Below are 20,071 nucleotides of genomic sequence, written 5' to 3'. Positions count from 1 at the left end.
GACCTCTGGATCAGTTAACGCCAATTTCCCAACCTCGGCAATTCATGCAAGGAGCAAACAATGACGACGACCCTCACTCTGCTCGGGGTGATCCTGGTGATCGGCGCCATGGCCTATCGCCGTGCGTCCCTGTTCACCGCCACGCTTGCCACGGCCGCCGCCCTGGTCGCCGGCACCTTCTATGGCCATGTGCCCCTGCTGGTGTGGGCGCTGTTCGCGGTGATAGCCCTGCCCCTCAATCTGGTGGAGTTTCGCCGCAACCAGCTGACCAAGCCGCTGTTCAAGATCTACAAGTCCATCATGCCGGAGATGTCCCGAACCGAGAAGGAAGCCATCGAAGCGGGGACGACCTGGTGGGAAGCGGATCTGTTTGCCGGCAACCCGGACTGGAAGAAGCTGCACGCCATTCCGGTGAGCACCCTCAGCGCCGAGGAGCAGGCCTTTATGGACGGCCCGGTTGAAGAAGTGTGCCGCATGGTCAACGACTGGGAAGTGACCCACGAGCGTGCCGATCTCTCTCCCGAAGTGTGGCAATACCTGAAGGACAACAAGTTCTTCGCCATGATCATCAAGAAGAAATATGGCGGGCTGGAGTTCTCCGCCTACGCCCAGTCCTGCGTGCTGCAAAAGCTGTGCGGCGCCAGCGCCGTGCTCGCCTCCACCGTCGGTGTGCCCAACTCCTTAGGGCCGGGTGAGTTGCTGCAACACTACGGTACTGACGAGCAGAAGGATTACTACCTGCCCCGTCTGGCTGTCGGCAAGGAGATCCCCTGTTTCGCCCTGACCAGCCCGGAAGCGGGTTCTGATGCGGGCTCGATTCCCGACTTCGGCATCGTCTGCAAAGGCGAGTGGGAAGGGGAAGAGGTGCTCGGCATGCGCCTGACCTGGAACAAGCGCTACATTACCCTGGCTCCCATCGCCACCGTACTCGGCCTCGCCTTCAAGCTGCGTGACCCTGACCACCTGCTGGGTGAGGAAGAAGAGCTCGGCATCACCTGCGCCCTCATTCCGACCCACATCAAGGGAGTCGACATCGGTCGCCGCCACTTCCCGCTCAACGTGCCGTTCCAGAACGGCCCGACCCGCGGCAAGGACGTGTTTGTACCGCTCGACTTCATCATCGGCGGCCCGGCCATGGCCGGTCAGGGCTGGCGCATGCTGGTGGAGTGTCTCTCCGTCGGTCGCGGCATCACCCTGCCCTCCAACAGCACGGGCGGCGTCAAGATGCTGGCCCTGGCCACCGGTGCCTACAGCCGCATCCGTCGCCAGTTCAAGCTGCCGATTGGCAAGATGGAAGGGATTGAAGAGCCGCTGGCACGCCTGGGTGGCAACGCCTACATCATGGGCGCCGCCGCCAAACTGACGGTCACCGGCATCGATCTCGGTGAAAAACCCTCGGTCATCTCCGCCATCGTCAAGTACCACCTCACCGACCGCGCCCAGAAGTGCATCATCGATGCCATGGACATCCATGGCGGCAAGGCCATCTGCATGGGGCCGAACAACTATCTGGCCCGTGGCTATCAGGGGGCGCCCATCGCCGTGACCGTCGAAGGAGCCAATATCCTGACCCGCAGCATGATCATTTACGGTCAGGGAGCCATCCGTTGCCACCCCTACGTGTTGCCGGAGATGCTGGCAGCCAGTCACCCCGACAAAGAGCAGGCGCTGAAAGATTTCGACAAGGCGATGTTCAGCCACGTGGGCTTCGCCATCAGCAACCTGGTGCGCAGCTTCTGGCTGGGGCTGACCGGTGCCCGCTTCGCCGCCGCGCCCTACAAGGATCAGACCAAGGGCTACTATCAGCAGCTCTCTCGCCTCTCCGCCAACCTTGCCTTCCTGTCAGACATGGCGATGGGCACCCTGGGTGGCGAGCTCAAGCGCAAAGAGCGGGTCTCTGCCCGCCTCGGCGACGTGCTGAGCCAGCTCTATCTGGCCTCCTGCGCCCTCAAGCGCTATCAGGATGAAGGCCGCCAGCAGGCCGACCTGCCGCTGCTGCACTGGGCACTGCAAGACGCTCTGTTCAAGGCGCAGGAAGCGATCGACGAGTTGCTGCGCAACTTCCCGAATCGCTGGATTGGTCTGGCCCTGCGCGCCATCGTGCTACCCCTTGGTCGCGACCTAAAGCGTCCCTCCGACAAGCTCGACAGCCAGGTGGCCCGCCTGCTCCAGGTGCCAAGTGCCACTCGCAGCCGTCTGGCCGAGGGTCAATATCTGACGCGCGAGGAGGGCAACCCCTTCGGGCTGCTGGAACAGGCGCTGGACGATGTGCTGACCGCAGAACCGCTGTTTGACAAGGTGTGCAAAGCCGAAGGGAGCAAACGCCCCTTCACCCAGCTCGACAAGGTGGCAGAGGCGGGCCTGAGCCTCGGTGTCATCAACCAGGCCGAAGCGGACCTGCTGCGGCGCGCCGAGGAGAGTCGCCTTCGCACCATCAACGTCGATGACTTCGATCCCGTCGACCTGGTGGCCAACAAGGCACTGTTTGAAGCCTCCGCCTATCACAGGGCAGCTTGATGCCTCTGATGCCAGAACGCCTCCCTTGTGGAGGCGTTTTTCATGAAAGGGCTGGTGGATGGCATCCGATACGAAGAAAGAGAAACCGACTGGATCATATTTTGGATATCAATCCGTTTCCTATATTGAATGAAGCGGTTAAGGTAAGCACAGGATCACACACAGGATTGCATAATGGATGATCAAATCCTGATTATTGATGATGAAGATCTTCCCCAATCAGCACCGCGTCCCGCCGGCTGGAAGGTGATGATAGTGGACGATGAACCCGAAGTGCATCGCATCACCAAAATCACCCTGAACAAGTTTGAATTCGACGGCAAGCCGATCGATTTTCTGCACGCCTACTCTGCGGCTGAAGCCAAAGCCTTGCTCGCCCTCACCCCGGATGTCGCTCTGCTGCTGCTCGACGTCGTCATGGAGGTCGATCATGCCGGTCTCGAGGTGGTCAAGTTCGTGCGCGACGAACTGCAAAACAAGATGGTGCGCATCGTGCTGCGAACCGGTCAGCCCGGCCAGGCCCCGGAAGATGACGTGGTGACCAACTACGATATCAACGACTACAAGGACAAGACCGAGCTCACCTCCCAGAAACTGCGCACCCTGCTGCGCGCGAGCCTGCGCTCTTACCGGGACATCCGAACCCTTGAGAGCAATCGACAGGGGCTGGAGAAGGTCATCGAGGCGTCCAAGGGGATCTTCGAGCAGCGTGCCCTGCGCCAGTTCGTCGAAGGAGCCCAGACCCAGCTCAGCGCCCTGCTCAATCTGGAAGAGTCCCAGATTTACGATGTGAAGCACCTGGCGTATGAGGTGCGGGATCAGGTGCTCGAGCCTCTGCTCAGCGATGGTCCCATGCTGCGCCTCGTCGATGCGCCGGAAATCCTGCGCTGTGCCATGGCCAAGGGAGCCAATGTCTACGATGGCAACCAGATGGTGCTCTATTGCCAGAATGCCCGCCATCACCTGCTGTTCCACATCGAGACCACTCGCCCGCTCAGCCAGATGGATACCGGGCTGCTCAGCCTGTTCACCGAAAACATCATAGTGGCGCTGGAGAATATCCGGCTCAACGAGGTGATCGGTGACAACCAGCGAGAGATCATCTATCGCATCGGCGAGCTGGTGGAGAGCCGCTCGAAGGAGTCCGGCTTGCACGTCAAGCGGGTGGCCCTCTACACCGAATTGTTCTGCAAGCTGCTCGGCATGAATGAGGACAGGTGCGAGCTCATCAAGCGTGCCTCTCCCCTGCACGACATCGGCAAGGTGGGGATCCCGGACGCCATCTTGCACAAACCGGGCAAACTCACTCCCGAGGAGTGGGAGATCATGAAAACCCACGCCCAGCTTGGGCAGGACATGCTCTCCGGCAGTGATCTGGCCTTGTTCCAGATAGGCGCCACCATCGCGGGCAACCATCACGAGAAGTGGAATGGCAGCGGCTATCCCCGCGGATTGAAGGGAGAGGACATTCCGCTGGAAGGACGCATCGTCGCCCTGGCGGATGTGTTCGATGCCCTGGGCTCGGATCGTTGCTACAAGCAGGCCTGGCCGCTGGATCAGGTGCTGGCGCTGATCAAGGAGGAGAAAGGAGAGCACTTCGACCCCCTCCTGGTGGATCTGATGCTGGCCAATCTGGAGAAGTTCCTCGATATTCGCGAGCAGTACAAAGACATCTATATCGGCGCTCACTGATATCGGATTCACCCCATCCACTTGCCACCATGAAGAAGCCGCCCATTGGGCGGCTTCTTTGCAATGTGCGCGGAATTATTGCTCCGGCAGATTGAGATCCAGTTTCGGGGTTGCTGGCGTCTCTTCAAGTTGCGCCTTCTGCGCCGCCATCGCCTTGTGCAGAGTGCGGCGCTTTTGCAGCAGAATGAAACCACCGGCCCCCAGCAAGAGCAGCAACACGCCACCTCCCCCCAGCGCCCAGGGCAGCCAGACCGGACTCTCCCGCTCCTCGAACCGGTCGGGGGTGGCGGCGGATGCGGGCATGGCCGCAGAGGGTGCGGGAGGGGGGGGAGGCGGTGCTATGGTGAACGACTTGGCCGGCAATTGCAGTTGCACCTCGCGACCGAGCCGGGTTGTTCCAAAGAGGGTGGCCTCCACCTTGTACTGCCCTGCCGCCTTGAGGGCGGAGAGATCCACGCCAAAACGCGGCGCTGTCGCCACCTCGTTGAACGTCATGCTACTGCCCCCGCCGTCAATGGCCTTGCCCTGGATGACCACGGAGGCGGGATCCAGTTCATCCACATCGATGACCAGGGAGAGCTTGGCTCCCCCCTCCCCGGAGGGGGGATTCAGGGAATAGCTGACCGGCCAGGGGTAGAGCAGCACCTGCTGTGACTGGGCTCGTGAGAAGACCTCATTGCCGGTGCTGAAGAGGGCTCGGTATTTTCCCGCAGGGACGTCCAGTACCGCCTCGGCGGTCAAGATACCGTCCCCCGGCACTTCGTCCACCCCCTTGCCATCATCCATGTAGCGTCCCAGGGTCTCCTCGAACACGGGATCGCCGCTCTGGCTGGCATCGTTGAACTGCTGCAGCTTGACGGTCATGCCCAGATCGGTGAGGTAGTAACCCGCCCCAGGCGCCGCGCCATCGATCAGCAGACGGGATTGCAGTTTGACCCGCTCACCCTGATAGAGGCGGGCCGGCAGCGGCTCGCTCTCGACCTGGATGTCGGTGAGCAGGCGCACCCGATTGTCGGGGTCCACCTCCCCGATCGCCTGCCAGGGGCCGGGCATGGGGTCGCGGATGGTGATGAGATCCTGATCCTTGAGGGGCAACCAGCCCACGTCGGGCGGCTTGACCTTGCCCACATAGAGCTTGCTGCCATCGGGTCGCACCAGGATCACCGAGGGCGTCCCCGGCTTGCGCTTGATGATGAAGGTGATCTCCTTCACGCCGTAATCGATGCGAAAGCGGTTGTCGAGCAGAGGAATGTCGGAAGGCGCAAACACCTCGTTGGCCGCGGCCGGGAGGGAGGCCAGCAGCAGCAGCCCCCAAAGCGATCTCATTGCCGCCACAGGCAGGCACCTCCTTTTTTCTGTACTAGATCCAGCCTCGCTTCATGGACAGCCGCCACCTCGTCGCTCGCGCGCACCACCCTGAGCGGCGGGCGATTGCTCTCCAGACGACGAATGCCGGTATCCTGGCTGGTCTCGCTCTCGCTGGTTTCACTCGCCAGATTGAGTTTGGTCTGGCCACCCGTCATCAGGAGGTAGACGTCCGCCAGGATCTCCGCATCGAGCAAGGCGCCGTGCAGGGTACGGTGAGAGTTGTCGATGCCGTAGCGATCGCACAACACGTCCAGGTTGTTGCGCTTGCCCGGGAAGAGATCCCGCGCCATCGCCAGGGTATCCGTGATGCCGCAGATATCCGCCGTTTTGAAGTTCAGACCGAGCTTGCTGAACTCATAGTCCATGAAGCTCACGTCAAAGGGGGCGTTGTGGGCGATGAGCTCGGCGCCGCGAATGAACTCGATGAAATCGTCCGCTATCTGGCTAAAAGAGGGCTTGTCCGCCAGGAAGGCATCCGTGATGCCGTGCACGGCGATAGCCTCGGGATCCACCAGCCGATCCGGCTTGATGTAGACGTGGAAATGGTTGCCGGTGAGTTTGCGGTTGATCACCTCCACACAGCCGATCTCGATGATGCGGTGCCCAAGATAGACAGGGCCGCCCGCGGTGTTCATGCCGGTGGTTTCGGTATCCAGAATGATCTGGCGATTCAGTTGGGGTGTGCTCATGATCAAATCCATGTCAAACTTCGGTTTTACTCGCTAGTTTACCCCAAGCCTCTCGCTAAAACAGATTGATTGCTCATGTTGAAACAGATTGATTTATTCACGGATGGCTCCTGCTTAGGCAACCCGGGCCCCGGCGGCTATGGTGCCGTCATGGTCTATGGCAAGCATCGCAAGGAGATCTCCGCCGGTTTTCGATTGACCACCAATAACCGGATGGAGCTGATGGCTGCCATCATGGGGCTGCGGACCCTGAACGAACCCTGCCAGGTGCGGCTCACCACCGACAGCCAGTATGTGCGCCAGGGGATCACCCAATGGATCATCGGCTGGAAAAAGAAGGGCTGGATGACCGCCAACCGTCAGCCGGTCAAGAACGTCGATCTCTGGCAGGCCCTGGATGCGGAAGTGGCCCGTCACCAGATCGAATGGCTCTGGGTGAAGGGACACTCGGGCCACCCGGAAAACGAACGCTGTGACGAGCTGGCCCGTGAGGCCGCCAGCGGCAAGCAGCTTGCCGAAGACAGCGGTTACCAGCCCTGATGCCCGCTAGCCGCCCTGGCGCGCCATTCCTGGCGCGGCCATCGACTCCGGCAGCCGCCAGCGGCGACGTACCGGTGTCACGGGGAAACGCCGCTTGCGGGCGGCAATCACGTAAACAGACGCCAGGGAGCGGCAATAGTCCCGCCCCAGACTCTCCCGCCACCAGCCGATCTTGCTCTGCCTGCCCATGAAGGAGAAACCGAACCGCTCGTCGAACATCACCTCGCAGCCGAGCAATTGCAGCCAGTCGGTCACCCGTGCGGGCGTGAACATGCGGGCAGACCAGGGCAGATGCCGCCGCATGAAGGGCAGATAGTGACCCAGCCCCACCAGGCTGAGCGGGTTGTAACCGCTGACAATGAGCCAGCCATCGTCGGTCAGCACCCGTTCTGCCTCCCGCAGCACCTGATGAGGATCCGGCGAGAAATCGAGGCAGTGAGCCAGCAGGCAGGCATCCACGCTCCCCGATCGCACCGGCAAGGCGAGCGGATCCCCCTGGATGTCCAGCAGCCGTCCGCCGGGAGCGACACCTATTTGATGGCGAATGGTGGAGCAGCCGCAGGAGAGTTCGGCGCTCAGGGCACCTATCTTGAGCAAGTGATAGCCAAAGAGGTGGGGGCACCAGTTGTCGAGGCGCTCCTGAAGCTCGGCGGCCACCCAGTCCCCCATGGGCAGTGCGGACCAACTGGTCGGAAGCGCGATCTGTTGTTCGGTACGTGCCAGTTGCATAATGGGACCAACTCGGGGGCGAATGCCATCCAGTTATATAAGATCCCTTCCTTAAAGAGAACACAAGAGACCTCGACCCATGTATACCGTCATCACAGTTCCCGCCTTCAGCGACAACTACATCTGGTTGATCCGTCATGAAAATCACTGTCTAGTCGTCGATCCGGGCGAGGCCGCTCCCGTGCTGGAACGGCTAGCTGCGCTGGATCTGGTGCTGGATGCCATCCTCCTGACCCATCACCACCGCGATCACGTCGGGGGCGTATCCGAGCTGCTGCAACACTTCCCCCACGCTCGCCTCTATGGTCCCAAGCATGACCCCATGCCGGACCATCACGGCCAGTGGCTCGACGACGGGGATCAGATCAACTGGCATGGCCTGAGTCTGGATGTCCTCCATGTGCCCGGTCATACCCTGGGGCACATCGCCTATTACGGCCAGGGCATGCTGTTTTGTGGCGATACCCTCTTCAGCGCCGGTTGCGGCCGTCTGTTCGAAGGTACCCCGGCACAGATGCACACTTCCCTGCAACGGCTCGCGACACTGCCTGATGAGACCCTCCTTTATTGTGCCCATGAATACACGCTCTCCAACCTGCGTTTCGCCCATGCGGTCGAGCCCGACAACCTGGCGATCCAGCGGCAGATCGGCGTGATCAGCAAACTGCGTCAGCAGGGCCTCCCGAGTCTCCCCTCCCGGCTGGGAGATGAGCGGAATTTCAATGTTTTTCTGCGCTGCGAGCAGGACTCGGTAAAATTTTCTGCTGAGAAATACGCCCTTAAATGCTTGGAAAATCCAGAGGATACCTTCGCTGTTCTGCGGGCCTGGAAGGACGTTTTTTGAACAAACCTTGATCAGGGGGGCATTGCCCCTTATGATGCGAGCTGTTTTTCCACAGATGACCTGAGCGAGATGAAGCTACGAACGGCCTTATTGGCAGCGCTGTTTCTCAGCGGCTGTCAAAACCTGAGCCATCAGGATGACCGGGCGGTAACGGCAATCGAGCCGATCAAATCCCCCCAAGTCAGCAAGAAAACGTACAAAAAACACTCTTCGCGGATGCTGTTCGGCGACGAACAGATAGAAGAGCTGGATGACACTGATAACCTGTGGGTGCGTATCAGCGATGATATGCAGCTGGACTCGCACGATAATGCCCGGGTTCGCCAACAGCGTGATTGGTTGTTGCGCAATGATAAGCATATGGCGACCATTGCCAGCCGGGCTGAGCCCTACCTGTATCTGATGGTAGAGGAAATCGAACGGCGTGAGCTGCCAATGGAGCTTATTACCATCCCCATGATCGAGAGCATGTTCGATCCCAATGCCCGCTCCCGCAGCAATGCGGTCGGTCTTTGGCAGTTCGTTCCTGCAACCGGCAAGAATTTCGGCCTGCGCCACGACAACTGGTACGACGGTCGACGCGATGTCCTGGCATCCACCAATGCCGCACTGGATTACCTGGAGTACCTGAACCGGTTCTTCGACGGTGACTGGCTGCAGACCCTGGCCGCTTACAATGCCGGTGAAGGTCGGGTGCGCAACGCCATCACCCGCAACGAACGGGCTGGTCGTCCGACCGACTACTGGTCGCTGGACCTGCCCCGCGAAACCCGGATGTATGTGCCCAAGATCCTGGCCATGGCCGACATGATCCGCAATGCGGACAAATACAATGTCACCCTGCCGGTGCTGGCCAACAAGCCGCAATTGAGAACCATCAATACCGGTGGCCAGATTGATTTGAACGTGGCCGCCCAGCTGGCTGGCGTTTCCGCCTCCCAGCTCAAGGCGCTCAATCCTGCGCTCAAGCGTGGCATGACCTCGCCGCAGGGCCCTTACAACCTGCTGGTCCCCGTCGAGTACGCCGACACCCTGGAGCTGGCCCTGGCCGATCTGCCCCAGCGTGAACGTACCCGTGGCGTGCGCTCCTATCAGGTCACCAGTGGTGATACGCTGTCACGGATCGCCCAGAATCACGGGGTGACCGTGCAACAGCTCAAGCTGGCCAACAACATGCGTGGCAACAACCTGCGCCGTGGCCAGAGCCTGATCATCCCCAATGGCGGGCGCGCAACCCAGGTTGCCCCGAGCAAGCCGCAGCAGCTCGCCAGCCGCAGTGGTGGCAAGGTGAACTATCAGGTGCGCTCCGGTGACAACCTGTGGAGCATCAGCCAGGCACACGGGGTCACCCACGCCGACCTGGCCAAGTGGAACGGCCTGAACGCAAAGTCAGCCCTCAAGCCTGGCATGAAGCTGGTGGTCTGGCCCAAGCAGGGCAAGAGCAGCAACAAGTCCATGGTCTATCAGGTGCGCCGCGGTGATTCCCTCTCCTCCATCGCAGCCCGCTTCCAGGTCGCCGTCAACGATGTGATGCGCTGGAACCAGCTCGGCAAGAGTGACTATCTCAAGCCGGGTCAGGAGTTGACTCTGTTCGTGAAGAACAACAGCTGATCGCTCGTCGCAATCCAAAAAATACCCCGCTTGATGCGGGGTATTTTTTTGTCTGCATGAACCAGCGGCGACGCCGCTCTCCCCTGAGGGATGACTCAGGGAGTGATGGCCTGGGCCGCAAAGCGCGCCAGAATGGGGTTGTGATCAGAGGCATCGGTAGCCGGTGAACTCACCTCCACCAGATCCAGATTGCGATAGTAGAGGTGATCCAGCGGGCGGCCAAAGGCGGTGCGACGCAGATCAGGTACAGGTATGGCCTCCTGCAGGCCAAGCTCACCCACCAGCTTGTTCAACCAGAACGCGCGCTTGTCGCTCCAGGTGTTGAAATCGCCACCCAGGATGACCGGCCCCTGGTGGCGATGGATCAACGCAGTCAGATCGTTGAGCTGCTCGCGGAACGTCGCCATGCCCAGCTCGAAATTGACCGCATGGAGATTCACCACCAGCACGCCGTCAGGATCCCCTTGCAAGGGATAGAGACTGACCAGACCTGACTTGGGGATGCGCAGCAGGGGTTCGGGGGAACGGACGCCACAGACAAACGCCTGCGGCGTTTTCGCCACCGTCATCACGCCAAAGGAGACACCTCCCTGGGTGAAGGCCTGCAACTGCTGCCACTGGAAATCGCCTCTCTTCAGCCAGTCCAGCATCTCGGGCCGGGTCGCCGACTCTTGCAGCAGCACCAGATCCTGGGACTTGGCATACTCATCCAGCCCTTCCCGCCAGTTCTTGCGTTGTCCCTTGTAGAGGTTCCAGACGGTGATGCCAAACTCCCTCGGCAAGGCCGTGGAGGCGAGCGCCACCAGAGGTGGTCTGTCACAGCTTGCGCCAGGTATGATACCTGCCGCAGTCACCAGATGATCTTGATCCGGTACCTCGAAGCAACCGACCAGCCCCAACGTCAGCAGGGACGTTCCCAGAATCCGATAACTATTTTTCATTGGCTAACAATCACCTGCCTCTGCAAGACGACATGGCCCTCACACAGGCCACGGTCGCCGACTAGTCTCATTATTCGTGTCCGGCCCGACTCATCCAGAAGGAATTCAACGATGGCGAGACAGCACCAGTACCGCGTGACATTTTACGATCAACAGGGAACCTGTCATCAAGTGGAGCTTTCCACCGTCTATCAAATCAGGCGGGATCCCCAATGTGATCTCTGTCTGTTCGACACCCGGCAGTGCGTGGGGTCGGAAGAGATGCTGGAGCGCATGATACGGCAAAAAACCGGGCTTGAGCAGGAAATATCCATCATCAATGCCCGGCTCATCTGAGCAGACTCAGACCGGGACGGGGCGGGATTTGCCCTGATCGTCGATGGCCACATAGGTGAAGACGCCCTCGGTCACGCAGTACCGCTGGGCTTCGTTCTCCCGCAATACCGGCTTGACCCAGACCTCCAGCTTGAGTCGCATGGAGCTGCGACCAATCTTGAGGCAGCGACCGTAACAGCACACCACGTCACCCACCTTGACCGGGCTGTGGAAGGTCATCCCCTCCACCGAGACGGTACAGATGCGCCCTTTTGCCAGCTCCTTGGCCATGATGCCCCCACCTATATCCATCTGGGACATGATCCACCCACCGAAGATATCGCCATTGGGGTTGGTATCGGCTGGCATTGCCAGGGTTCTCAGCAACAGCTCCCCATCGGGGTGGCGCTTGGTCTCTTCCATCATTACCGCTCTCTTTATCATGGATGGCGGCATGATAGGGGGCGATCCCCCCCTTGGCAAACCTCAATTGTCCCGGAGCGCGCGCCGTATCTGGTTTGCACGCCAGATGACCGACTCCGGGGCCCGGATGGCGACGACCCGTTCAACCCTTCAAGGCCGCCCCGTCCGCAAACCAGTGGGCCGGATCCGGCCAGCGATAGACGAAACCAAGCTGCTGGCAGATGCGCTGACCTTCGATGGGAGCAAACTCCCCCGCCGGCTCAACGAACTGCGGCGGCACCAGCCCGAGCAGGCGGCTCGCGAAGGGGTAGAGCTGCTCCCGGCGCGGGTGGACGGGGGCACTCAGATTGTAGGCATCCCTATCCTGCCCCCGGGCCAGCATCAGCTCACAGGCGGCCACCACGTCGTCCAGATGCACCAGGTTCACAGCCTGGCCTCCCCCGGCCAGCGTCTTGCCCGCCAGAAAACGGCCGGGGTGACGGTCAGGACCATAGAGTCCGGCCGGGCGCAAGATCATGGCGCAGTCAACATGCCCTTCCAGTACGGCAAGCTCGGCCGCCCGCATCCGCGTCCCTCTGTCATGAGCTGGAGCGGGCGTATCCTCCTCCCCCTGCCCGGCCCCCCAGACCGAAGTCGCGCTGATAAACAGAACCCTCTGAACACCCGCCTCCCTCGCCTGTCGGCACAGGCTGGCCACGGATGCCGGGTAATCCCCGGTCTTGCTGGGGGGCACGCAGATCACCAGGTCATGACAGCGAAAAGGCAGTGATCCCATGTCAGGGGTAAGCAACAGCGGCCAGGCGGCAATACCCTCCCCCCGCAGCCGTTCAGCCTTTTCGGCCGTACTGACCGTCACCGCGACAGATTGCCCCTGCTCTTGCAATGCCCTGGCCAGGGGCAACCCCAGCCAGCCGGCGCCCACGATACCCGTCTGATACTCAAATTCGTTCGTCATACCCGGATCCTGACAAAAAAAAAACGGCCATCCAATGATGACCGTCGAAAGTAACGAAGGAAATAGCCGGATTAACCGGTTACCTCCCACAGCGGGAAAATCGGGAGCGCACGCTCCTAATTCGTGGGCCTATCCTAGTGGCAGCGCGGTCAAAAAGCTTTGAAGCGGATCACAGTTGAAAAGGATTTCTGAAAGCGCTTTCAATGTTTTGCAAAAAAGTCGACCCGCACGGGGCCAACTTCATGACTCAGGCCACAGATTCCCGCCGTACCAGTTCGGCTTCAAATTTGAGCGCCAATCCCTCTACCGGCTTGTGATCCAGCAGCCTCAGGGCCAGCTCAGCAGCCCGCTCTCCCATCTCCTCGATGGGGTAACGTACCGTGGTGAGCTTGGGATAGATGTATCGGGCATAGGGGATGTCATCAAAACCGACCACAGAGACCTGCTGGGGTATTTTGTAACCCCGCTCCAGCAGACAGGAGATCGCCCCCGCCACCATGGCATCGTTGAAACCAAGCACAGCGCTGAACTCGACGCCGCGCGCCAGCAGCTCGCTCATGGCCACATAGCCACCTTTTTCATCGGCATAGGCACGGCCGATGAGGGCAGGATCCAGCTCGATACCTGCCCGTTGCAGGGCGAAGCGATAGCCGGCCATCCGCTGCTGACCATCCACAAACTCCTCGTCATCGGAGGTGACGAAGGCAATCTTGCGATGTCCCGCGTCCAGCAGATGCTGGCAAGCCGTGGTGATGCCGGCCTGGTTGTCCAGCCAGACGCAGCGATCCTCGCAGCCTGGCACCTGACGGTTGATGAAGACGATGGGGGTCGTGCCCGACGCCAGCTCGCTGAGCTCTTCGTCAGGCAGCGCCTTGCTGTGCAGGATCAGGGCATCGCACTGGCGCTGCAGCAGCGCCTGGATGGCGTGCCGCTCACGGGCCGCGTCGTGGTTGCCGGACACCACGATGGTGAACTTGTTCGCCTTGTCGACCATGCTTTCGATGCCGCGCATCATCTGAGCGAAGAAGGGGCCGCCACACAGATCCCCCACCAGCACACCGATACAGTTGGAGCGTTTGCTCACCAGGGCCTGGGCGAAGCTGTTTGGACGAAAGCTGAGCTCCTTCATGGCCGCGAGGACAGCCTCGCGCTTCTCGGGCGCCACCTGCGCCGTGTTGTTGATCACTCGAGACACTGTCGAAATGGAGACATTCGCCAGCTGAGACACATCTTTGATCGTTGCCACTCTCGATTCCTTTGTTGGAAAAGCCTGTCAGTGATGATCGGGCATTGTATCGAACCTGACAGACCAAGACGCGGCGCCCGATCACCTGGCAGGTTTCCTTTTGTAACAAAGCTTAAGGGATGATAACCATTCTGGGGCAAGAATGGGAGGCAGCCGCGACAACGACTGCCCCCGAACTCAATAGGCGTGATTCAGCTCGCGTTCCGACATGAAACGCAAGGGCTGCTGCAGCTTGTGTTGATAGATGAGATCGAAAGAGAGCACGTTCTGGACATAGTTGCGCGTCTCCCGATAGGGGATGCTCTCCACCCAGACATCCATCGGTTTGTTGTCGCTCTGCTCGCGCCAGCGCTTGACCCGGCCAGGACCCGCATTGTAAGCCGCCGCCGCCAGGATCCGGTTGCCGTCATACACATCCAGCAGGCGCTTGAGGTAGGCGCTGCCAAGACGAATGTTCATGGCCGGGTCGAACAGTTGCTGCTCGTTGCGATAGGGCACCCCAAGCTTGCCGGCCGTCTCTTTCGCGGTGGCAGGCATCAGCTGCATCAACCCCCTCGCCCCGACCGGTGACTGGGCCAGGGGATAGAGTGCGCTCTCCTGACGGGAGATGGCGTAGAGCAGACTGGTGTTCATGGTGCGCTCTTGTGCCATCTGGGAGAAGGTGCGCTTGAGGGGCAGCGGGAAGCGCAGGTCCAGCGCATCCCAGGCCTCGGCACGGATGCTGGAGAGGATCGCCAGCTCGTGCCAGCCCTGGTTGAGGGCGATGTGGCCAAACTCCAGGCGCTGGGCCACGCTGTTGCGATCCATGTTGTGGATCCACTCAGAGCGGGCCGCCGTGATCTCGTTCATCGCCAGCAGCTCACGCACCCGCAGCAGGAAGGGCCAGCGGCGGCTGGCACTTTGCCAGTCCGGCACCTTGTGCGCCACGCTCTGGTTCTTCATGCGATAGGGCACACCGGTGCGCTGGGCCGCCATGAAGCCGTAGAAGCCGCGCAGGCTCGCAGTCTCGAGATAGAGGTCCCGCGCCGGTTTCTGCCGCCCCTGTTTCTCCAGCGAGCGCGCCATCCAGTATCGCCAGCGATCCTCTTTTTGCAGCCCCATGGGCATCCGCTTGACCCAGCCTTCGAGGCCGCGCCAATCCTGCTCCCAGATGGCAAGACGGGCCCGCAGCTCCACCAGCTCCGGCTCCTTGAGCCGCACCAGGGCCGTATCCAGCCAGGCGCGCTGGTCAGAAGAGCGGTCCAGCAACAGGCGGCGGGCGGCCGCCTTCTCCACCCGACTCACCTCGGCATGGTTCAGGCCGAAGCGACGGGTCATCTCCCCCAGTTGGCGCAGAACCGCGTCGGGCTCCTGGTTGGCGTAGCGGGCCAGCCCCAGGGAGAGCAGATGGCGCGACGGGGGCGCCGCCGTGAAGTTGGCAGGATTCATCGCCCGCACGGGTTGGTCATACAGGGCGATCATCTGATCGCCATACCCCTTCATGCCGCTGCCGAGCTGGGCCCCGAGGTGGCGAATGAGGTTGGGGTTCTGGGCCTCGAAAGCCAGGTTCATGCGCTCCCAGATCTTCTCCTGGGTGCGCAGACCTGCCTGCTGCCAGAGCTGGAACAGGGGATCGCAGGCATCGGGCCTGGATTGGCCGCTCAACCAAAGCTTGCCTGCCTCCTGCAGGGCTTCACTCTGGTGCCCCGTGTAGTAGCGGGCCTGATAGTGCTGACAGAGCAGATCGGTGGAGCTTGGCTTGGCCGGATAGAAGCGCAGGAACTGGGACCACTGCTGGCTCTGGGCAAGATAGGTGAGATAGCTGCGCTCGAGCCGGTTGGACTGGGGGGTGTCCCCGTGCTGGCGGATGAAGCGGGTCACATCGTTGTAGTCTGCCGCCCCGGGACGGAACGCAAGCTGGTAGTAATCCAGATAGGGCAACAGCGGATAGTGGATCAGGCGTGCCCGAAGCTGGCTGAATTTGACCTGATCATTGGCACGCACGGCCTCATGGGCCTGGCGATAGAGAGACTGCTCCATGGTCTGCGCGAAGGCAGGAGCCAACAGCCCCGGCATCCAGAGCGCAGACAAGATGATTCCCTGCACGACTTTCACGAATGGCATTCTCCCCTTGAAGACATAACCACCGCCAAAGTGCGGTGGTGACATACCTTCATTCTACCCGCTAAGCACGGGGGCTACGCCACACTATTTTTATCGGTGCAGACGGGGCGATCACCGCGTACCTGGCGGCTGACATAGCGTTCAAGGTAGGGAACAGGAAGCGGCTTGGAGGCGAGGTATCCCTGGAAGAAATGGCAGCCCTGTGCCTGCAGAAACTCCAGTTGCTGGCGGGACTCCACCCCCTCCGCCGTCACGTTGAACCCCATGTGGCGGGCCATGGCGATCACGGCCTCGACGATGGCCATGTTGTCACCATCCTTGGGAATGTCCTGGATGAAAGAGCGGTCGATCTTGAGCTCGTCAGCCGGCAGCCGCTTGAGGTAGCTCAGGGAAGAGTACCCCGCCCCGAAGTCGTCGATGGCAAAGCTGATGCCCAGGGTCTTGAGTTCCGCCATCTTGCTGATGGTGTCTTCCGCATGACCCAGCACCACCGACTCGGTGATCTCCAGGTTGAGGCAGGCGGGATCCATGCCGGTGGCAGCCAGCACGTCGTGAATGCGATCGACGAAGTCGGGAGCATGGAACTGTTTGGCGCTCACGTTGACCGACAGCTGGGGGACGTGGATCCCGTTCTCCTCCCAGGAGACGTACTGGGTACAGGCTTCGTGCAATACCCAGTTGCCGATGTCGACGATGAGATCCGTCTCCTCGGCAATGGGGATGAACTCGGCAGGCGACACCAGGGTACGCCCGGGGGGTTGCCAGCGGATCAGTGCCTCGACACCGATGATCTCCCCCCCCGCCACCATATGCTGGGGCTGGTAGTGGAGAGTCAGCTCCCCATTGTCGAGGGCACTGCGCAGCTCGTTGTGAATGTGCAGACGCCGGTCGGCCTGCAACTGCATGGAGGCATCGAAGAAGCGCCGGGTCTTGCGGCCCGCCGATTTCGCCTGATACATGGCGGTGTCAGCCTGCTTGAGCAGATCCCCCGCCTCCTGCTCCCGACCGGGGAAGAGGGTGATGCCGACACTGGCGCCGATGTGCAGCACCTGACCTCTGAAATCATAGGGGGCGGCGATCTCCCCGATCAGCCGCTCCGCGATGAGGTCGGCCTGCATCTCCGCCTGGGGCGGGCTGATGGAGAGCGCTGGCAGCAACAACACGAACTCGTCGCCGCCGAGACGGGCCAGACAATCCCCCTGGCGCACCAGCCGCTTGAGACGGCTGGCCACCTCCTTGAGCAGCCAGTCGCCGGTAGCGTGACCCAGGGAATCATTGATGGTCTTGAAGTGGTCGAGATCGATGAACAGCAGGGCCCCGATAAGGTGACTGCGATTTGCATCGGTGAACGCCTGGGTCAGAGTTTCGTGCAGCTGACGGCGATTGGGCAGGCCGGTCAGCTCGTCATAGAAGGCGAGATCCTGGATGCGGCGCTCCGCCGCCTTGCGCTCGGAAATATCCTCGAAGAAGATGACATAGTGGCTGATCCCCCCCTTCTCATCCTGCACCGGCGTGACGATCTCCCACTGGGGATAGGCGTGACCGTCGGCGTGCAGGCGCAGGGTTTCCCCCTGCCAGCGATCCAGGGCGTTGAGCTCGTAACCCAGCCCTCCCAGCCCCGACCAGAGATCGTTGCCAAGATGCAGACCAATCACCCCCTGGTTGTCAAAGCCGGTGATCTGGCTGAAGGCGTAATTGACCCGCAGGATCTTGAACTCGGGATCCGTGATGATGATCCCTTCGTGAGTTTCAAAGGCCACCGCAGACAGCCGCATCAAGGCATCGCTCTGCAGGCGCTCCAGCTCGGCCACCATGCGCACCGAGAAGATGGTCAGGACGGAGTCCAGATCCGTGGTCCGGGTCTGGCTCGGGAACAGCAGGGCGAGATGACCCAGGATCTGACCGTTGCGATCGAGCAGCGGCTGGGCGTAATAGTGCTGGCCCGGTGGCAGGTCGGGATACCCGGTCAGGGGTTCACTCACGGGGACCGCGCTGGAGGCCCCCTGGCGATAGAGCTGCTGGCAGGGCATGTCACAGAGGGCATACTCCTTGACGTCGATGCCGTGGCTCGCCAGCACCCTGAGCCTGTCGAGACCGACCCGCTCCGTCAGCCAGACGGCAGTGGCTCCCAGGATATGGGCCAGCTCGTTGACCAGGGTCTGGCAAAAATCGAGCCCCGTCTTGGCGGAGAGCGCCTGCGCCAGCTTGGCCAGCAAGGGGGCCTGCAACATGGGAAGCGGCGGTGTCACGCCTGCGGGGGAGTCGGCGCGATCCATCTCGCGATGCATCATTTCGAGGGGGGCAAGCCAGCCACAACAGAGCCCCTGTGCAGGCACATACTGACCGTACCAGAGCGCGTGGTGTACCTTGCCGTCCTCATCGCGCAGGTGACCGATGAACTGGCCAGGCTGGCCGGAATCGTGGAGTCTTGCAAGAAAATCGGCGAAACCCGCTTCATCTTCCCGCTCAAGTTGGGTGGCCCAGGGGTGGGTTCCCTCCCCTGCCCAGGGTTCACAAGAGACATGATCAGACAGGCTCCATTGCCCATGCTGCCGATCATAAAACCACATCATCTGGGTGGCTTGCTGCTTCATCTACGACTCCAACCACTACAACCACGTTATCCACCCCGACTCCTGCAGAAAAGCATATCCGTTTGCGCGCATATCTCCACCGGCGCATGGCAATGATGTTGCGATGCGATGAGGCGATGTGGGTGGAGAAAATTCGAGACTATGCGGCAAAAACCAAACATCGGGTCGACACAAGGCGCTGCCGAGGGGGGACAGAAACGATCCTATTTGCTGATACTGCCTGCCTGTTTCACTGAGCTCAAGCGGTTTTTGGCATGAAACGGGAAAAGCTCACAATTTATGGACAGCGGGATTCCCAAGGGGGTTTTTCGTGACACAGATCACATTTTGATTTGGCGACATGGGTAATCTGGAGGTGAAGACACAAGCAAGACGACCCGAAGGGGGCCATTATGAAAATCGAAATGACCAGTAAAATCATCGACATCACCCCAGCCATCCGCGAGCGCATTGAATCCCGTTTTGAAAAGCTCGAGCGTCTTCAGGTGCCTCTTATCACACCCCATGTGATCATCTCCAAAGAGCGTTTGATGTATATCGTCGAAGCCACTATCGGCATTCCCAACGGCAAACTGTTTGCGCAGGCAGAGCACGAGGATCTCTATGCCGCCATCACGGACCTGGGCCAGAAGCTGGAACGCCAGCTCAACCGTCACACGGAAAAACCCATCGCCCGTCGTGCCGCCGGCAAGGAAGTGCCCCAACCGGACGAAGCAGACGCCTGACAAGGTTCACCACTCATAAAGCAAAAGGCGGGTTATCCCGCCTTTTTGCATTCTACCGTGCCGTCACCCCAGCCAGCGCAGCCTGGCATCCACCCCATGCGCAAGCTCATCGAGCAGCGGCAGCATCATCAGCGGAGCCTCCTCCCTGGAGTCAGCGCCCATAGGTCGGGCCTGCCAGCGCTCGCGACCCAGTGCCGAGAGGTTGTCGTACACCGCGGGATCCAGCGCGGGCGTTCGGCTCACCAGTGGCGGGGAGCGCAGCGCAAGCCAGAGTCTCACATCCGTCATGCACCCGCCCTGTTGCAGACGCTCGTTGAGGCTGGTGGCATCGCTCTCTTCCACCCCGCCTTGCAGGGACGCCCGGGGCATCAGACCGAAACGGGAGCGCCAATCCAGCTCACCCGACGCAGGCTTGGGCGGGGCATCAAACCAGGGCTGCTCTTCCACCGCATCGGTCAGCAGCGCCAGGTGCAGCCTGAAGTCGGCACGGTCCCCCGCACGGAGATCCTGGTTGAGCCGTTGGCCCAACTGGGCCTCATCCACGAGCAAGCGGTCACGAATCGCACTGGGCAGCATGAGATAAATCTTGGAAATGAAGGTTTCATTGCTTATCGGCCATCAACCCGATCCTTTAAGCATTAAAAATCCCGGCAGAGGGGTTCACAAGCGCGACAGATCTGTTAGTATGCGCCTCGCACTTGGGGAGGGGTTCCCGAGCGGCCAAAGGGATCAGACTGTAAATCTGACGGCTCTGCCTTCGAAGGTTCGAATCCTTCTCC

At 60.9% G+C, this 20,071-nt stretch carries 19 protein-coding genes; 8 read left to right on the top strand and 11 right to left on the bottom strand.

The features are described from left to right. Nucleotides 1-60 precede the first annotated feature (60 nt). Nucleotides 61-2,517, top strand: coding sequence for an acyl-CoA dehydrogenase FadE (fadE, locus tag OKC41_RS08600; RefSeq protein WP_270671894.1), 2,457 nt, complete (start codon nucleotides 61-63; stop codon nucleotides 2,515-2,517). A gap of 174 nt (nucleotides 2,518-2,691) precedes the next feature. Next, nucleotides 2,692-4,209, top strand: coding sequence for an HD domain-containing phosphohydrolase (locus OKC41_RS08595; protein WP_039038835.1), 1,518 nt, complete (start codon nucleotides 2,692-2,694; stop codon nucleotides 4,207-4,209). Between the two features lie 75 nt (nucleotides 4,210-4,284). Here the strand turns inward: OKC41_RS08595 and OKC41_RS08590 are convergent, their stop codons facing one another. Both OKC41_RS08590 and dnaQ read right to left on the bottom strand, forming a co-directional pair. Next, complete coding sequence (locus OKC41_RS08590; RefSeq protein ID WP_042865207.1) at nucleotides 4,285-5,535, bottom strand: TIGR03503 family protein; 1,251 nt, start codon at nucleotides 5,533-5,535, stop codon at nucleotides 4,285-4,287. Then, on the bottom strand, nucleotides 5,532-6,266 hold the full coding sequence (dnaQ, locus tag OKC41_RS08585; protein WP_041212726.1) for a DNA polymerase III subunit epsilon: 735 nt from the start codon (nucleotides 6,264-6,266) through the stop codon (nucleotides 5,532-5,534). The genes OKC41_RS08590 and dnaQ overlap by 4 nt, the downstream gene beginning before the upstream one ends. Nucleotides 6,267-6,341: 75 nt before the next feature. Here dnaQ and rnhA point away from each other — a divergent pair, with 75 nt between their 5' ends. Beyond that, nucleotides 6,342-6,806: a ribonuclease HI gene (gene rnhA / locus OKC41_RS08580; protein ID WP_010674138.1), complete on the top strand. Its 465-nt coding sequence runs from the start codon at nucleotides 6,342-6,344 to the stop codon at nucleotides 6,804-6,806. A gap of 6 nt (nucleotides 6,807-6,812) precedes the next feature. On the opposite strand, the gene OKC41_RS08575 is transcribed toward rnhA, so the two are convergent. Further along, entirely contained in the window at nucleotides 6,813-7,535 is a 723-nt protein-coding gene (locus tag OKC41_RS08575; RefSeq protein ID WP_010674137.1) for a class I SAM-dependent methyltransferase, read from the bottom strand. 79 nt (nucleotides 7,536-7,614) lie between these two features. Between OKC41_RS08575 and gloB the strand changes: the two genes are divergently transcribed. After that, nucleotides 7,615-8,379: a hydroxyacylglutathione hydrolase gene (gene gloB, locus OKC41_RS08570; protein WP_201894880.1), complete on the top strand. Its 765-nt coding sequence runs from the start codon at nucleotides 7,615-7,617 to the stop codon at nucleotides 8,377-8,379. 87 nt (nucleotides 8,380-8,466) lie between these two features. On the opposite strand, the gene OKC41_RS08565 is transcribed toward gloB, so the two are convergent. Beyond that, nucleotides 8,467-8,739: a hypothetical protein gene (locus OKC41_RS08565; RefSeq protein WP_010674135.1), complete on the bottom strand. Its 273-nt coding sequence runs from the start codon at nucleotides 8,737-8,739 to the stop codon at nucleotides 8,467-8,469. Between OKC41_RS08565 and OKC41_RS08560 the strand changes: the two genes are divergently transcribed. Beyond that, the gene (locus OKC41_RS08560) at nucleotides 8,740-9,990 is read left to right on the top strand and encodes a LysM peptidoglycan-binding domain-containing protein (protein ID WP_234922303.1); all 1,251 of its coding nucleotides are present in this window, start codon (nucleotides 8,740-8,742) and stop codon (nucleotides 9,988-9,990) included. It begins immediately after the preceding gene. 95 nt (nucleotides 9,991-10,085) lie between these two features. Here the strand turns inward: OKC41_RS08560 and OKC41_RS08555 are convergent, their stop codons facing one another. Then, nucleotides 10,086-10,931, bottom strand: coding sequence for an endonuclease/exonuclease/phosphatase family protein (locus OKC41_RS08555; protein ID WP_029314263.1), 846 nt, complete (start codon nucleotides 10,929-10,931; stop codon nucleotides 10,086-10,088). Nucleotides 10,932-11,042: 111 nt separating this feature from the next. On the opposite strand from OKC41_RS08555, the gene OKC41_RS08550 reads away from it, so the two are divergent. Then, entirely contained in the window at nucleotides 11,043-11,267 is a 225-nt protein-coding gene (locus OKC41_RS08550) for a hypothetical protein (RefSeq protein WP_010674132.1), read from the top strand. Nucleotides 11,268-11,273: 6 nt separating this feature from the next. Here the strand turns inward: OKC41_RS08550 and yciA are convergent, their stop codons facing one another. The 5 genes from yciA to OKC41_RS08525 form a co-directional block, all read right to left on the bottom strand. Next, nucleotides 11,274-11,672 (bottom strand): acyl-CoA thioester hydrolase YciA, encoded by a 399-nt coding sequence (gene yciA, locus OKC41_RS08545; RefSeq protein ID WP_029314261.1) that lies wholly within the window; start codon nucleotides 11,670-11,672, stop codon nucleotides 11,274-11,276. A 139-nt stretch (nucleotides 11,673-11,811) separates the two neighbouring features. Further along, complete coding sequence (locus OKC41_RS08540; RefSeq protein WP_201894882.1) at nucleotides 11,812-12,624, bottom strand: NAD-dependent epimerase/dehydratase family protein; 813 nt, start codon at nucleotides 12,622-12,624, stop codon at nucleotides 11,812-11,814. Between the two features lie 247 nt (nucleotides 12,625-12,871). Beyond that, nucleotides 12,872-13,870 (bottom strand): LacI family DNA-binding transcriptional regulator, encoded by a 999-nt coding sequence (locus OKC41_RS08535; RefSeq protein WP_029314259.1) that lies wholly within the window; start codon nucleotides 13,868-13,870, stop codon nucleotides 12,872-12,874. 177 nt (nucleotides 13,871-14,047) lie between these two features. Then, on the bottom strand, nucleotides 14,048-15,964 hold the full coding sequence (locus OKC41_RS08530) for a transglycosylase SLT domain-containing protein (RefSeq protein ID WP_201894924.1): 1,917 nt from the start codon (nucleotides 15,962-15,964) through the stop codon (nucleotides 14,048-14,050). Nucleotides 15,965-16,047: 83 nt separating this feature from the next. Next, the gene (locus OKC41_RS08525; RefSeq protein ID WP_201894883.1) at nucleotides 16,048-18,567 is read right to left on the bottom strand and encodes a bifunctional diguanylate cyclase/phosphodiesterase; all 2,520 of its coding nucleotides are present in this window, start codon (nucleotides 18,565-18,567) and stop codon (nucleotides 16,048-16,050) included. Between the two features lie 392 nt (nucleotides 18,568-18,959). On the opposite strand from OKC41_RS08525, the gene raiA reads away from it, so the two are divergent. Beyond that, nucleotides 18,960-19,292: a ribosome-associated translation inhibitor RaiA gene (raiA, locus tag OKC41_RS08520; RefSeq protein ID WP_010674126.1), complete on the top strand. Its 333-nt coding sequence runs from the start codon at nucleotides 18,960-18,962 to the stop codon at nucleotides 19,290-19,292. Between the two features lie 63 nt (nucleotides 19,293-19,355). Here raiA and OKC41_RS08515 read toward each other — a convergent pair whose 3' ends face one another. Next, nucleotides 19,356-19,868 carry a VC2046/SO_2500 family protein gene (locus OKC41_RS08515; protein ID WP_270671893.1) on the bottom strand — a complete coding sequence of 171 codons (513 nt, stop codon included), beginning with the start codon at nucleotides 19,866-19,868 and terminating at the stop codon, nucleotides 19,356-19,358. A 10-nt stretch (nucleotides 19,869-19,878) separates the two neighbouring features. Here OKC41_RS08515 and OKC41_RS08510 point away from each other — a divergent pair. After that, nucleotides 19,879-20,071 (top strand): hypothetical protein (locus OKC41_RS08510; protein ID WP_257711657.1); only part of this gene is annotated, 193 nt, incomplete at its 3' end.

The sequence above is a fragment of the Aeromonas sp. QDB17 genome (genome assembly GCF_027705305.1).
GTDB lineage: Bacteria > Pseudomonadota > Gammaproteobacteria > Enterobacterales > Aeromonadaceae > Aeromonas > Aeromonas caviae.
The sequence above is the reverse complement of the archived record's forward strand: the minus strand, read 5'-3'. Positions and strand labels throughout refer to the sequence as shown.

What these genes read in the sequence shown, in the direction of transcription:
- fadE (WP_270671894.1), top strand. Translation starts at nt 61, where the DNA reads ATGACGACGACCCTCACTCTGCTCGGGGTGATCCTGGTGATCGGCGCC.
- OKC41_RS08595 (WP_039038835.1), top strand. Translation starts at nt 2,692, where the DNA reads ATGGATGATCAAATCCTGATTATTGATGATGAAGATCTTCCCCAATCA.
- OKC41_RS08590 (WP_042865207.1), bottom strand. Translation starts at nt 5,535, where the DNA reads ATGAGATCGCTTTGGGGGCTGCTGCTGCTGGCCTCCCTCCCGGCCGCG.
- dnaQ (WP_041212726.1), bottom strand. Translation starts at nt 6,266, where the DNA reads ATGAGCACACCCCAACTGAATCGCCAGATCATTCTGGATACCGAAACC.
- rnhA (WP_010674138.1), top strand. Translation starts at nt 6,342, where the DNA reads ATGTTGAAACAGATTGATTTATTCACGGATGGCTCCTGCTTAGGCAAC.
- OKC41_RS08575 (WP_010674137.1), bottom strand. Translation starts at nt 7,535, where the DNA reads ATGCAACTGGCACGTACCGAACAACAGATCGCGCTTCCGACCAGTTGG.
- gloB (WP_201894880.1), top strand. Translation starts at nt 7,615, where the DNA reads ATGTATACCGTCATCACAGTTCCCGCCTTCAGCGACAACTACATCTGG.
- OKC41_RS08565 (WP_010674135.1), bottom strand. Translation starts at nt 8,739, where the DNA reads ATGCTTATCATTGCGCAACAACCAATCACGCTGTTGGCGAACCCGGGC.
- OKC41_RS08560 (WP_234922303.1), top strand. Translation starts at nt 8,740, where the DNA reads ATGGCGACCATTGCCAGCCGGGCTGAGCCCTACCTGTATCTGATGGTA.
- OKC41_RS08555 (WP_029314263.1), bottom strand. Translation starts at nt 10,931, where the DNA reads ATGAAAAATAGTTATCGGATTCTGGGAACGTCCCTGCTGACGTTGGGG.
- OKC41_RS08550 (WP_010674132.1), top strand. Translation starts at nt 11,043, where the DNA reads ATGGCGAGACAGCACCAGTACCGCGTGACATTTTACGATCAACAGGGA.
- yciA (WP_029314261.1), bottom strand. Translation starts at nt 11,672, where the DNA reads ATGATGGAAGAGACCAAGCGCCACCCCGATGGGGAGCTGTTGCTGAGA.
- OKC41_RS08540 (WP_201894882.1), bottom strand. Translation starts at nt 12,624, where the DNA reads ATGACGAACGAATTTGAGTATCAGACGGGTATCGTGGGCGCCGGCTGG.
- OKC41_RS08525 (WP_201894883.1), bottom strand. Translation starts at nt 18,567, where the DNA reads ATGAAGCAGCAAGCCACCCAGATGATGTGGTTTTATGATCGGCAGCAT.
- raiA (WP_010674126.1), top strand. Translation starts at nt 18,960, where the DNA reads ATGAAAATCGAAATGACCAGTAAAATCATCGACATCACCCCAGCCATC.
- OKC41_RS08515 (WP_270671893.1), bottom strand. Translation starts at nt 19,868, where the DNA reads ATGCTGCCCAGTGCGATTCGTGACCGCTTGCTCGTGGATGAGGCCCAG.